Source organism: Phnomibacter ginsenosidimutans, from assembly GCF_009740285.1.
Taxonomy (GTDB): Bacteria; Bacteroidota; Bacteroidia; order Chitinophagales; family Chitinophagaceae; genus Phnomibacter; species Phnomibacter ginsenosidimutans.
In genome coordinates, this window is sequence record NZ_CP046566.1 from 3033050 (window position 1) to 3047202 (window position 14153).

Genomic DNA, 14153 nt, shown 5'->3' on the forward strand with positions numbered 1-14153 from the left:
CTATTTGCTTTTAGGTTTTGCCTTTTTAGCTGGATTCGTTCTTTGTTCGTAAAGCAAATATTGAAGCATAGAGGAGCTATTATGATTCCAGCCTTTTTGCTTTTCGGGGTATCGCTGGATTCGATCCTTAAGGAATGAAATCATATGGTCAAGCTCAATCTTATACCAGCCATCTAGGTTAGACTGATTTCGTGCAGTTGAAGCAAAAATTTTGATGATTGTAATTTCTTCATTTGAAAAGATTTCTTTTTTTTTCAGTACACTGATGGCTTTTTGCTCCTCTTCACTGTCGAGTAAACCAAGGCGTTTGATGCAGCTCTTCAATTTAGAATCACTGAGGCTACTTATTCGATTTTCACCACCCTTAATCTCACAAATAAGCCCAAGCATTTTCGAACCTTTCATGAAATCACGAATGATTTCGTCGGTATCTTCTATTTCCTTAAGACCAACAATTTCAGTAACATGCTTTGTCCTAATTCCAATTAGATCATTGTCCGCATGTCCACGATCATTATTTTCTGACTTGTGTGAAACATAATTATCTAAAAGAAAGAATCCATTCAGCCTGAAATAGAGATAGGCTATCTCTTCTGCAAAATTTTTCATGGGATTATATCACTTTCATTTCAGTATCGGGACTCAGTTGTTTTAGCAGCTGCCTTACATTGGTTTTCGCGGTATCATCCTTGAAGCCGTTATCACGGAAGACGATACGCAAGGGCTGATCTTTAGCTATTTCCCTGGCAAAAGCTTCATCAATACCCGTTTCGAAGCAGGCGTACAATGAATTGGCTGCTACCTTGAACACTTGTTTGCCGGCAATAGTGAGTTGTTCGATTTTTAGACTAAGTGGCAGGCCCCAATCGAGCATTACCTGGGCTAGGAGATCATCAGCTGTACGGTCGGGCTTTACATTGTCGGCAAAAAGTTCAAGCTTGGTTTGCACATAATCCTGCGGACGGTAATACACCTCGTGCATGTTGCTGCTGTCTTGTTTATAAACACGGAAACCAATAGCGGTATCATTATTTGTTAAATAATTCACTGAACACAACCTAATTCTCTGTTTAGCTAACTCGGTAATTTTAGTAGGCTTGTTTTGTTTTAAAAGATATTGAATCGCTCTTGAAATAGTTGCTTTAGAGCCACCTGTGGCTGTTTTGAGAGTTTCATTGAGATCTTCAGGTATTTGAACTAAAATGTAACTGCAATTAGAGCCCGTTTCATAATTAAGTTTCATCAAAGCCTCTGCTGTTGTGCCTGAGCCAGAAAAGAAATCTAGCACAATATCATTACCTCCTAGTCCGAATGATTTCATAAGATCATAGAGTAAATCAGGGTCTTTTGGATTTGTAAAAAGATTTTCACCAAATAATTTAGTTAGATTTTTTGATGCAACACGACCATCTTTGAATCTGATACTTGTCAAACTTTGAAATTCAGTGTCTGATAAATATGTTTTATTGTTGGGTATCGTATTATGATCATCAGCAAAATGAACAAGATTATTCTTCACTCTTTCTTCCATTGTTTTCTGTGGATAGCGCCAACCGCTTGCGGGGGGCTTACATACCTCTTTTGTAATAGGATGTAAAAGATCATAGACATATTGCCCATGATTAGGGCCTGAAATATCGCTAGCAAAATAGACTCCTTTTTGATCCATCCAATTGTAATGCTTTGACGCCTTAATAGGATTCGATTCGGGAAATTGCTTGTACCATTCAAGTGCCTCTTGATGGATGGCACTCCAATCTTCACCATGTTCTCTTCTAAATCCATCGAAAGCCTTGTAAATCTCATCTAGGCCTTCTTTCTTTTCTAACCATGCACCCTTATTTACCCCCTTATCTCTTACGTAACAAACAATATATTCATGCTGTATAGAAATGTAATCCTGGTCATTCTTGCTGCTATTTTTCCATATAATTTCTCCAGCAAAATTCTTCTCGCCGTATATTTCATCACAAAGCTTTCTTAGATTATGTACCTCTTTTTCATCAATTGATATGACCACAATTCCGTCGGCAGTCAATAAATTTCTCGCCAACTTTAATCTTGGATACATCATACTCAACCAATCGCTGTGGTAGCGTCCTGCTGTTTCGGGGTTTACTACCAGGCGTTGGTTGTATTCGTCTTTCTGCCCGCTGGTAATAAGTTCTTCCTTTGCATCTTTGGCAAAATTGTCTTTGTACACAAAGTCCTTTCCGGTGTTGTAGGGCGGGTCTATGTATATCATTTTTATTTTACCCAGATAGCTTTCTTGAAGTAGTTTCAGCACTTCCAGGTTGTCGCCTTCTATGTACAGGTTTTCGGTATTGTCAAAATCCACACTGTCTTCCCGCACCGGGCGCAGGGTTTTGGTGGTGGGTATGTTGGCTGTTACAATGGCCTCTTTTTTACCCGGCCACTCTAAGCGGTAGCGTTCTTTGGTGCCTTCCACCACTTTATGGCTAAGCTCCTGGCGCAGCAGGTCGAAATCTATCTGCTTGCCGTCGGCAGTTTCTGTAACACAGTTGGGGAAAAGGGCGGCCAGCTTTTCAATATTCTGGCTTACCAGGTCGGGGGATTGGAGATCGAGTTTTTCCGGCATATAATTGATTACAAACTAAGTAGTTAAGGAAAATACGAAAGCATGGCAAAATAGGAAGATCGGGAAGAATTACATGGAAAAGGAAGAACCAATCCATGAGAAGTATGAAAATGTGGCCAAGACGACCTATTTATACCACCCACCTCTTTTAAAATCATTAGGCAGCTGTTTTTGAATGGCTACCTGCGCTGCAGTTTTCGGGACAACATAACCCGGTTGATCTGCTTCGCTTTTCGCTTTCTTCACACCTGCAGAGCCGCTGTTCTTAATTGATTTCAGGATAACCTCTATCGGTTGTTCACACTTTTTAGCCAATAAGGCATTGGGATATTTTTGGACAATAGCAACAATTCTAACAGCCTCCTGCTTAGATTGTACAGTATGGAAAACAGAAATAGGCTTTTTAAGATGTGTAATCAAAAAATCTACAAGTTGTTCTGTTGTTACTTCTGTATTACCAGCAATTAGTTTGTTCAACAGACTGTTTACAGAAACTCGAATCATTGACATAATCAATTCCTCCAATCCCAAAGGTCTACAGGGTTAATAAATTAACATAAGCCTTAATTAGTGGCCTTGGCTATATGTTCTAGTTTTTTTATCCATTGCGGGTTTTCATCGTATCGTTTAAAATGCCAGACAAAGCCGGCATTGAGTAATTCTTCAATCGGGTTAATTTTGGGTTCGTCATACCAAACCACGCCATTCGTCCAGCCGTAATAGTGGGTGTCGAGGCTATAAACACAATTGGTTTTGCCGAAAAAGGCGATGACACTTCCCAAGGATGCCAGGGCATCCTCCTTGCATTCAAAACCATATAGTCTAATTCTCAACTCCTCGTGGGAGGCAGACAACAAAATCAATGTGTTGCCATCCAATACCCCGACTACTTTACAGGAAAACTGACACCCAATACTGGTGGCAGCAAAAAAACTCTCGCTGGTCAGAAGTGTAAGAGATAATCTCAACGGGGTAGATTTGTGGTTATGCAATTTAAGCAAAAGCCAGTTTATGCAATTGTGCTAATATATAAAATAAATCCGAATGGCAGGTATTCGGTTGAAATGAGAATACCCTAACTAAAACAATATAGAGAAATATGGCAACTATCTGTATAACTACCCCTATCTAACAGAAGCCGTACTATCGGTAGCGAAATAGTATTAGTGCATTTGCCAAAAGCCCAGAAATACAAAGCTAGAGATAGTAGAAGGGATCAGACGCAGCGTCATGAGACGGTTAAAAACCATAACAATATACAGAGCTTGTAGGAGTATCCGTGGCGGTCGCCCTGTAACACAATGTGGAGCATGTTGATCTGGTGTGTTACAGAACTGGCAGGAGTTTTTTTTGTTGGCTAACCAAAAGAATACCTCCTCTCCAATTTTTGAGGTTCCATTCTTTGTCAACAAAAAGGCAGACGAAACAGTCACGGATTATTTGGGGGTATATACATAAAAGATTTGTTAAATTGGGAAACGTTAGGGAATTTTATGAAAACGCATTTTTTATACCTACTGAACAAAAAGTGCTACGAAAAATGCGACAGGCCATTTCCCCTATAGCTTTCACCTATAAAAGTGGTCAGCTCTAATAAATGACAATTCACAATCTATACTTAAATAGTATAAAATGGAAGATACCATTACTTGCCCAAAATGCTATATGGAAAATGCCTATCATGACGGAGTAGTTTTTGCATGCCCAGACTGTGATTTTGAATGGTACACCGATGCAAAAACATTATCAACGTCTTACTATTTAGATGGCTATTCCAAATTTGAAGAATTGACTAAATTAAAAGTTCCATTCTTCAAATTAGAGCACGGAAAACTTTATGATTGTAAAGTTGAACACGAAAATGGCATTGAAGAAACTAGTATTATTCCGTTGGCTTTCCAGAAAGGTAAGAACTTACAATTCATACTGACCGATGCGAGAAGGCTTTTTACTAATAATCCGACTTATGTTCGAGAAATAATAAACATGGACTATAGCTATATATCTAATGATGGAATTCGAGCTGACTACCCATTTGAATACGAGGCGTTGACGATCGTTTGTTCAACAAAAAATGACAAAACTATAATCTGTTACAGTGGCAGTGTTTATTTTGATTTTAAAAGAACAGACGAGATTTAACCCAACAACTGGACACACGGTGTTGATAGTAAATGAGGCCGTATATTATGTAAAATGATACAGCATTAATACATTGAAATTGCACCAAGTATAAGAGCTACACACATCTAATCATACAACAACTTGATAAAGTAATATTGAATAGTAATGAACAAGGAACAAAAGAATTGGTTTGACAAACTATATCAAAAAAGAAATAATACAGCAACTACTCTAATGGACGACTTTGCCATTAGCAATATGTGGAATAGTGTAATTGAAAAATATAGTGACCAAGCACATTTCATTTACGAACTTTTGCAAAATGCAAACGATGCAAAGGCGACAAAGTCTTCCTTTCAATTAACAAAAGACGGTCTTTATTTCAAGCACAACGGCACTAAAACCTTTTGGGTTTCAAATCCTGATAACGAAAAGGATGATCAGAAAAATAATAAACTTGGTGACATTAATGCCATTACTGCTTGTTGCACAATCAAACAAAAAAGACCACTCCACTATTGGAAAGTTTGGAGTTGGTTTTAAAGCAGTTTTTCAATATACCGACACCCCCCACATTTATGACCCGAACTTTAAATTTAAGATTAGCAAATTCATTGTGCCGATTAAATTAGACAATGATTTAACAGACAGAGAAAGCAATGAAACTGTTTTTTATTTTCCTTTTGATAAGCAAGAGAACGATGAAAACGGTAAGATAAAAATGTCAAGGGAACGGGCGTATACGGATATTTTGGACAAATTAAAAAAATTAATCTTTCCAACATTATTTCTTTCCAATCTAAAAGAAGTAAAATGGCAAGCAGAAAACAACGAAATAGGCGAATACTCTAAAAAGAGCACAAAAAGTAAACAAAAGGAAGATATAATTTATGAAAGAGTCGAACTAAATCAGCAAGTTGGATTAAATCAAAGAATAGAAAAGTTGTTCTTATTTTCACGATTAATAGATGAACAGAAACTTAACTATTCTATTGGCTACTTTCTTGACGAAAAGGGACAATTGATACCAAAACAATATTCTGCATTTTGCTTTTTCCCAACCAAGGAGACTACAAATCTCAATTTTATTCTTCACGCTCCATTTTTACTTACTGATAGTCGGGAAGGAATACATCGTTCTAAGGAGCACAATACTAAAATGGTAGAGTTGCTTGCACAACTTGCTGCTGACAGCATGAATATTTTAAAGGATTTAAAATTAATTAACGACGCAATTATTGATATAATTCCATACAAGAATATTGATTATGGCAATGACGGTTTTTTTGATGATTTCTATTTTAAAATCAAAGAAAAGTTACAAAACGAAGAAATACTACCAGCTAAAAATAAATTATTTGCTAATAAGCGAAACGCTTATTGGGCTGATACACCCGATTTATCAAACTTATTCTCCAACGAACAACTTGCGGAATTAGTTGAGAATCAAAATGCAAAATGGGTATTCGTAACCATCGGCAGAACAAAGGATAAAGAAATTACAGATTATATTGATGGTGGTTCTGAAAGGTCTTGGGACAGAAAAGAACCAAATTTGATAAAATCTAATATGGACTTTGAAAATAAAATTGCTGATTTGATAACAAGCAAATTTATCAAAGCACAATCAAATGAATGGCTCCATAAATTTTATGAATATCTTGCTGAAAGAAAATCGTATCAAGAAAAATTTAAAACAAAGCCGATTTTTAAAGACTCTCAAGGAAACGCAGTAGCGGCATTTGACAAAATTGATGGAGAGTTACACGGCATTTTGTTTTTGCCGTTAGACGAAGCAAATTCAACTTACAAAACCATAGATTCTGAATTCCTAAAAAATAAAAAGACAAAGGAATTTGTTGAAAGCTTCGGTATTAAAAAGCCAAGTTTGAAAGATGAGATTTACAACAACATATTGCCACTATATGAAAAAGATGGCGAAATAGATACAGTAACACACTTTAAAAAGTTTTTCACTTATTGGAAAAATGCCGGACGACCTGAAGAGTTCATCACATTAATAGAAGATAAAGAATTTGTATCTTATAAAACAAAAGAAGACGAAACAACTTATCGTGGATTTGCTAGTGATATTTATTACCCAACCCCAGATTTAGTAAAGTATTTCGAATCAAAACCAGATTCAAAGTTTGTTGACCTTGACGACTACTACTCTTTTATCACTGATGAAAAAGATCAACAAATTCTGAGAGATTTTCTTTTGAAACTGGGAGTGAGTTTATTACCAAGAATATTGGAAAGAAAAATAACTGATGACCATACAAAAGCGAGACTTAATCTTAGACGGTCGACCTATGGTTACCAAGACAGAAACACTACAACCGATAGATTTATCGACGGTTGCAGTGAAGTTATAATAAAAATAGACAAAGAAAGTTCCTTAATTCTATGGCGTTTCTTAAAGAAGCTATCGAGTTATGATTATTCTCAAGGAAGCCATACATACTTTTACTATTCCCAGCAATATCAATCATTTGAATCAAGTACACTAACGCTATTAAAAAGGCGAAGGTGGTTACTATCTAATAACGGAGCCTTTGTCGCACCATTTGAAATAAGTATAAATGAATTATCTGACGATTACGAGAGTAATTCAGAATTAGAGCAGCTATTAGGGTTTAAACCAGTCGTTGTACTAACCGAAACCGAAAGAATTGCCTCTAAATTCGAAAGTGAAGAAGAAGCAGAAGAAGCAAAAAAAGCATTAGAAGAAAAAAGGGATAAAGAAAAACGAAAAGCTGAACGTAAAATACAATTAACGAATACATCAGTTGATTCAGAAGATTTAGAAGGAGCTATCGAGAGTTTAGAAAATCTTTCCGAATATGTTTCTAAACCTAAAAAGGAAAAAACTAATACATTTTCTGAATTTGATGAAGATGAAGAGCTCGCCAAAGGAATTGAAGAATTAAAAAACCAACTTGAAATCAAAAAAAGCAGAGTTGAATTGACTGAAATCATTAAAACCAACAAAAAATACTCTTACAATTGGTTTATAGCTTATTTACAACTACTTAATACATACGGCGAAAAGCAAGAAGCTCATAAGCAAAAGACTATTTCATTTCAACAAATAAAACCATATAAATCAGATAATAAATACTTCCTATTGTGCGGTGCAAGTAGTTATATTTCGTCTGAAATTGAAAATACTGCCGATATTAAAGTTTCACTTGTTTTTGTCAATGGTAAACGCGAACACATAACAGTTGAAGGCGTTTCCAAAAAAGGACAAGACTTATTGATTTATTGCAGAGAGCCATTGCCAAGCAATACCCTTTCACAGCTTTCAAACATCTTTAAAGTTGAAATCAATTTTTCTCCTATTATTGATTTACTTGATAGGTTAGAAAGAGCATTTAAAAATAGAAATTATATTGACGTGTGGGAGAATATTGAAGAAGCAATGCCTCCACTGAAATACATATATGGTCCTCCAGGAACAGGTAAAACAACAACACTTTGCAATAATATCAACGATGTATTATCTACTAATCCAGATGCTAAGTTTTTAGTACTGACTCCAACTAATAAAGCTTCGGACGTTGTTTGTAAAAAATTACAAGAGATTAATCCTGGTATTCATGCAGTTCGTTTAAGTCGTCCGACGGATCCCGAATTAGAACAATACGAAATTTATCGTGATACGCTTGACGATTCAGATATCCAAAGTATTGACGTTGTTACTTCCACAATTCACAGATTACCATATTTTGACATTAAGGAAATTGGCTTATTGTTTCAAATTGAATGGGATTATGTAATTTTTGATGAATCATCAATGACAGGTTTGCATTACATGACTTTTGCAATAATGGCATTGTTTAAAAACAACCATGATACAAATTTCATCATTGTAGGCGACCCAAAACAAATACCTCCTGTCCTTGAAATTAACGAGAGAGAATTAGAAAACTTTGACTTCCAAGACGAAAACATTTATAAAATGATGAATCTTGAAAGTTTTAAACCTGAAGACCAATTAATTAGAGAAATTGACAGCATTGTAAACCTTTCAACTCAATATAGAAGCACCCCTACCATTGGACAATTATTCAGTGAGTTTTCTTATTCAAGTTTGTTGAAGCATGGTCGAGCAACAAACAAAATGGAATCAAAACTATTACCTGAAGAATTTCGAAACTTTATATCTTCAAACGTAACTTTTATAGATGTTCCGCTAAATAAAGACAATTCTATTTACAGAGTAAACAAGCTGTATTACAGTTCATACCATACCTATTGCGCTATTTTAGTTTCAGAAATCATCAAATATTTTGACTTGATAAACAAAAAAGAAGATTGGACTATAGGGGTAATCTCACCATACAAAGCCCAGGCAATGTTGCTAAACAAATTGATTACGTCTTTCGGACTATCTCAGAATCTAAAAGTAATTTCTGATACTGTTCACGGTTTTCAGGGCGATGAATGCGATATTGTATTTTTTGTTTGCAACCCAAACAACTATTTCTTTTTGAATGACGAAAGATCATTGCTATCAAAGGAGTACATATACAATGTTGCAATTAGCAGAGCAAAGGATTATTTAATTGTTTTACACCCCTTCTCCGCAATCCTAAACAATAATTTCATCAACAAAATCGGACAGTCATACAAAAATAATTTTGGCAATACAAAGGTTTTAAAAGCCTCTGACATTGAATATTCACTGTTCAAGAACAAAAAATATATAGAAAGCAACAGTTATGTTTCAGGACACGATCATGTAAACGTTTTCGGTCTTTCTGATATGAAGTATTTCATTAAATCAAACGATACAGCTATCGATATACAATTAAGAGACTTAAAAGAATCTAAATCTTGAAAATTGTAAGCTGTCTAAGAAAAGGGGCACTTACAGGTCGGCAATTATTTTTCCTTAATACTAAATTTATTCTTCAAGAATGTATTTTCTAACTGTAGAATCAATATCCTGAGAATTAATACCTCCATTGGGATTTTCTTCTGTTAGAATCAATATTCTTTCATCACCAGGCTTGGCTTCCGTATGCAAGACAAATCCATCTTGCAAGTAACCCTCCAGCTTCTTCTGCCATTTTTCACGGTAATCAGTTTTTGTCATCATTCCTAAATGCTCCCAATAGAAACGCTTACCTGTTGAGAGGTTATCAATCGTAAAATCTGGCTTAATTGTTCTGTCGGAGGTATCAAGTTTCAATTTGTCCTCATAGGCATAAGTAATTTGCCTTTTGTATTTATTCAGACAGTTGGCAATAATTACTTCGTTCTTGCTCAGCATTGGTTCCCCTCTCTCACTTATATTCACATACCTTGCATCATACCATTTCTGTTTTAATTGTTTTACCTCTGGTAAATGGAAAAGGTCTGTGAATCTTCTTGCAGTTGAGGAAGCATCTGTTGAAGCTAACCTGATGAAATCTCTAAAATCTCCCTGATGTAAAATAATAATCTTCTTTTCCTGCCTAGTTAAAGCTGTATAAAGTAACTCACGGCTCAAGATTGCTCCTTTAGATGGCATTACAAAAAAGACCTTTTCAAAGCCACTGCCCTGAGATTTATGTACTGTGATTGCATAGGCCAATTCTAATGAGTATTTCCCTTCTTCACCCAATTGGTCTGCCCAAAATACATAGCTATAACCGGGTTGAGTTGAAAAGGCTATTTCAATATTTGGTTCGCCCTTTCTATTGCCATCCTTGGCTCTGAACTCACCTGTAATAACACCTATTTCGCCATTAGCAATGTAATTCAATGCTTCTGATTTTTTTTCTGCCGGTTTAATCCACTGCCAATTTTCCCAACGTGTGTTTCTTAAATTGATTACTTTATCGCCATACACAATGTTGTCATTGCCTTTGGGCTTTGCAACCTTCCTCTTTTGAAAATAATTAGAACCTTCAGGCTGTATGTTTAATGCCAAATCAATGAATGGTTTCCGATAAGTTGTTTGAAAGAACTTGTTTACTTCCTTTACTCCATAACCATATCCATTTACAGGTGAAATGACCTGCCATTTCTCAATTTCCCTTTCTGCAAAATCGTAATTGAAGTATTGATAATTGCCAACATCCTTTGCACCAATTTTCCTGTTGAATGATTTAATTATCTCATTCTTATCCAAGGGTAACTCTTCAGCTACAACCTGCTCAAATAATTCTCTGAAATCTTTACTCTCATACCATTTTACTAACCTGATATGATCGGATTTGATTGTTCCTGATGAAATCGCATGAAATGCTTCTAAGTCTTCCTTGGTTGGCTCGTCACTGAAACATCTGCTTAATGCGACATCCCAGCGGAAATCACCTGTATTGCTTTGGCGTCTAATCTTTTTTAACTCTGCATATCCCGGACCAGAAAAAATATTATTCTTTTCAAATACTCTTGGCTTAATCTCGCTAACTATATCAACAAAAGGCCTTCCCGTACCAATTGGTGGAAGTTGACGGTAATCACCTACCAGAATAATCCTGTCAACCGGGCCTAAAGCATCAAACAATGCTGCCAATTGCTCCTCGGTCAGCATTGATGCCTCGTCAATGATGATATTTTTTGCAGAAGAACTTTTTCCTGCATCTTCATTAATGAAATAAGTGCCTGTCATAGCATCGTACCGGTCAGGATACAGGAATTGAGCAATTGTCTTGGCATCATGCCCTAACTTAACTCTTGCTTTACCAGTAGGAGCTAATTTCAATACACCACCACGGACTATTTCATCTTGCCTTTCAAATATTTCCAACAAAGATGTTTTTCCAGAACCTGCCGGGCCAATCAAAACAGAGAATTTGTAATTGGTCAAGACGTTTAAGGCTTCGGCTTTTTCATTTCTTGCAGCAATTTCATCTGCATAATCAGGACTATTTGGATCCAATGAAGGAAATTTCTTATGGCTATTAATAAGACCCAACCAGTCCTTTTCTATGTTGTATGGTTTTGAAACGATTTGCTCAATATTTAAACGCTGCCTGATTATCGTTTTTAATTCTGCCAAACGCTGCAATTTGAGAAACAGTGTTGGGTTGGATTTACTGGGTTGAATAGAAGTGATCTCCTTTATAAAAAAATCTTCTTCTGATTGAGTAGTTAAAATGTCTTCATCAATAGGAAAACTTTCATCCATCGCTTTTGCCTTCATACGTTCCAACACTTCCTCAAATGGCAGTAAAGAATGTCCCTCCATTGCCGCTTCTTCTAAAATAAATACTGAAAAGGCTCTTACTCGTTTCTCATCCAGATTATCTGTTAAGGCCGATTCTGCTGGCAAGGGGAACGCTGTTTGAATTTTTTCAGGTGGCAACAGTGCTTTATCTACTTGACGAAAAGATATACCGAAGGCTTCAAATCTTGTCTTTTCATAAAGCAGGAAGAGGTTTTCTGAAATCTCCTGCGTTGAACCAATTAAATCAACATGGTTTTCAATTATAAATTTTGCCTGGTCGTTATTTAATTGGCAACGGCTTATCAGTTTAAAAAACTCTCTTTTTTTTGTAGGCTTTCCTTTCCAAATCCGCTGTGCAGTTGCATTGAATAATTTAGCTCCTCTCGTCTTTATATATTTTTCAGGATCTGCAATACTTTCCTCAAAAATTGACCAAGGATTTGTTTGCAAAAGGTCTCCGTCTTTTTGAAGAATATATTTCTCAATTTCCCATGCAATTGTGTTGCCATCTTCTATGTTCAATGCACTTAGCACGGGGCCCATTCCGGGAAAGGCTCCACGCATATCCCAGATAGCTGAAATTTCAGCATCAATCCAATCCAGTTCTTTCCTGAACGATTTTTCTAACAAAACCTCAGCTTTTTTCAAACTCTCAGCCATGTTCAACAATGAATCAATAGCCGTGTCGTGTTCAACCAATTCAGAGGCAAAAGAAAATTGCTTATAATCCGATGCGAAGGCAGCATATTCTTTTAACTCAACTTCAATGCTGTTCTTCTTTATATACTCCAGAATATCGTGGTAAGGCAAGAGAAATCCGTCAGGATTGTTGGCGGTCAATGTGTGTTCAACACATCTGTCCCAAGGATGGCTTTTGTGGCCGGTGTATCCCTTATCAAAATTGTAATCCAAAATTGCTCCGGGTTCATTTTTAACTTTGGCTACGCCAACTATTACTCTTTCGTTTGGTTCGGAAAATGGAGTGTCCTTACAATAAAAGAATATTAATGACTGACGCTTTTTAAGGCAACCGAAGAATGCATCCAGTAATATTTTCTGATTAGCAGGGTGCTGAACCCAAATATTTCCTTCAAAACCCAGTTTTTCGTCAACTTCCTGCTCTAAGTCCGCATCATAATCTAACTCAAAAACATGGGCCTTTTCAGAGAAATGTGGATTATCATCACTACCCTTATTCTTCATCATCCATAAAAATGGAACTGCATTAAAAGAATAAGGCTTGTGAAAGTATATGCCCGGCTTGAAATCCTTAAACATAGGATTGATCTTAGTCCAGGCATGTGTTAATTCTCTTGTGTAGCTATTTGGTGAAAGAAATGTGCCCTTCTCTGAAATGCAGGGTGGAAAGTTCTCTTCAGTTATTGTTGCATCGGATGGCTCAGTATCCGGGTTCTTTGTAGCATCTACACGAGGCAAAATTCTGCAAAATGAATTATCTAAAACACTACAACATGTTTTCCCGTTCCATTTATTATCATGCCAAGGTACTCTTGCTGATAGGTGTTTTATTGGCAAACTTTTACTCATTATTTTAACATTTACATTTTAACTTTTATCGAATAACGATGTTTGAGCTTCCCCTCTCATTATAAAGGAAAAGCACTTCTCCATAGTTACTAAACCAATACCAGGCTCATTTATCAGGTTGATCATTGACTTGATAGACTTATTTTCAATAACGGTGGTTATTGTATTTATCCTGTCCTTCCTTATACCTGTAACCTTTTGAATTTGGGCAGAACTAAATGAGCCCCATTTAACAGCAAATGATTCAAATAAATCATCCGGTGCTAATGGATCATACTCAAATATTTCGACCGGAATTTCACATTTTGATAAATAGCTTGACATAAGCTGATATACCTCATCTCTATCTAAGCCACCATTATGAGCTCCAAGTAAAGGAAAGGCAATTGATTCAATGCCTTGAACCTTGTATGTATCAAGAAATTTTTGAAGCCCTTTTTCAACGTATTCTAATTTGCTGGGATATTTCCAATGGAATTTTGTAGGAAAATTGAGAACCCAGGGTGCATCCGGCTCACCTTTATATAACCATAACTTACCAATTCCAATGAGTTTTGACTTGCAATGCTCTTTATACAAATCAAACATTTTCGGATACCTTAGCTTGTAAACCAAAGCTATTCCTTTCCCCATTACCCCAACGCAGTTAACGGTATTAACCACTACCTGTGCCTTTGTATTAAATATATTTCCTTTTACTAACTCTATTGCCAT

Annotated in this window: 9 protein-coding genes; 3 read left to right on the forward strand and 6 right to left on the reverse strand. The window is 36.1% G+C overall.

All coding sequences use genetic code 11. The features are described from left to right. The 4 genes from GLV81_RS13040 to GLV81_RS13055 form a co-directional block, all read right to left on the reverse strand. Entirely contained in the window at positions 1-609 is a 609-nt protein-coding gene (locus GLV81_RS13040) for a hypothetical protein (protein ID WP_157479250.1), read from the reverse strand. A gap of 4 nt (positions 610-613) precedes the next feature. After that, on the reverse strand, positions 614-2599 hold the full coding sequence (locus GLV81_RS13045) for a site-specific DNA-methyltransferase (protein ID WP_157479251.1): 1986 nt from the start codon (positions 2597-2599) through the stop codon (positions 614-616). A gap of 126 nt (positions 2600-2725) precedes the next feature. Then, on the reverse strand, positions 2726-3076 hold the full coding sequence (locus tag GLV81_RS13050; protein ID WP_157479252.1) for a hypothetical protein: 351 nt from the start codon (positions 3074-3076) through the stop codon (positions 2726-2728). An 86-nt stretch (positions 3077-3162) separates the two neighbouring features. Beyond that, the gene (locus GLV81_RS13055; RefSeq protein ID WP_157479253.1) at positions 3163-3567 is read right to left on the reverse strand and encodes a thermonuclease family protein; all 405 of its coding nucleotides are present in this window, start codon (positions 3565-3567) and stop codon (positions 3163-3165) included. A 664-nt stretch (positions 3568-4231) separates the two neighbouring features. Between GLV81_RS13055 and GLV81_RS13060 the strand changes: the two genes are divergently transcribed. The 3 genes from GLV81_RS13060 to GLV81_RS13070 all read left to right on the forward strand — a co-directional run bounded on the left by GLV81_RS13060 (position 4232) and on the right by GLV81_RS13070 (position 9572). Continuing rightward, positions 4232-4741 (forward strand): hypothetical protein, encoded by a 510-nt coding sequence (locus GLV81_RS13060; protein ID WP_157479254.1) that lies wholly within the window; start codon positions 4232-4234, stop codon positions 4739-4741. Positions 4742-4888: 147 nt separating this feature from the next. Continuing rightward, positions 4889-5266: a hypothetical protein gene (locus GLV81_RS13065; RefSeq protein WP_157479255.1), complete on the forward strand. Its 378-nt coding sequence runs from the start codon at positions 4889-4891 to the stop codon at positions 5264-5266. Further along, positions 5193-9572, forward strand: a complete 4380-nt coding sequence (locus GLV81_RS13070; protein ID WP_197428307.1) for an AAA domain-containing protein — start codon at positions 5193-5195, stop codon at positions 9570-9572. The genes GLV81_RS13065 and GLV81_RS13070 overlap by 74 nt, the downstream gene beginning before the upstream one ends. Positions 9573-9638: 66 nt before the next feature. Here GLV81_RS13070 and GLV81_RS13075 read toward each other — a convergent pair whose 3' ends face one another. Further along, positions 9639-13439, reverse strand: coding sequence for an AAA family ATPase (locus GLV81_RS13075; RefSeq protein ID WP_157479257.1), 3801 nt, complete (start codon positions 13437-13439; stop codon positions 9639-9641). An 18-nt stretch (positions 13440-13457) separates the two neighbouring features. Beyond that, on the reverse strand, positions 13458-14153 hold the full coding sequence (locus tag GLV81_RS13080; protein ID WP_157479258.1) for a macro domain-containing protein: 696 nt from the start codon (positions 14151-14153) through the stop codon (positions 13458-13460).

Bases quoted from the DNA above. Each gene is read 5' to 3' on its own strand.
- GLV81_RS13040 (WP_157479250.1), bottom strand. From the start codon at position 609: ATGAAAAATTTTGCAGAAGAGATAGCCTATCTCTATTTCAGGCTGAAT.
- GLV81_RS13075 (WP_157479257.1), bottom strand. From the start codon at position 13,439: ATGAGTAAAAGTTTGCCAATAAAACACCTATCAGCAAGAGTACCTTGG.
- GLV81_RS13045 (WP_157479251.1), bottom strand. From the start codon at position 2,599: ATGCCGGAAAAACTCGATCTCCAATCCCCCGACCTGGTAAGCCAGAAT.
- GLV81_RS13060 (WP_157479254.1), top strand. From the start codon at position 4,232: ATGGAAGATACCATTACTTGCCCAAAATGCTATATGGAAAATGCCTAT.
- GLV81_RS13070 (WP_197428307.1), top strand. From the start codon at position 5,193: ATGCCATTACTGCTTGTTGCACAATCAAACAAAAAAGACCACTCCACT.
- GLV81_RS13080 (WP_157479258.1), bottom strand. From the start codon at position 14,153: ATGGCAATAGAGTTAGTAAAAGGAAATATATTTAATACAAAGGCACAG.
- GLV81_RS13065 (WP_157479255.1), top strand. From the start codon at position 4,889: ATGAACAAGGAACAAAAGAATTGGTTTGACAAACTATATCAAAAAAGA.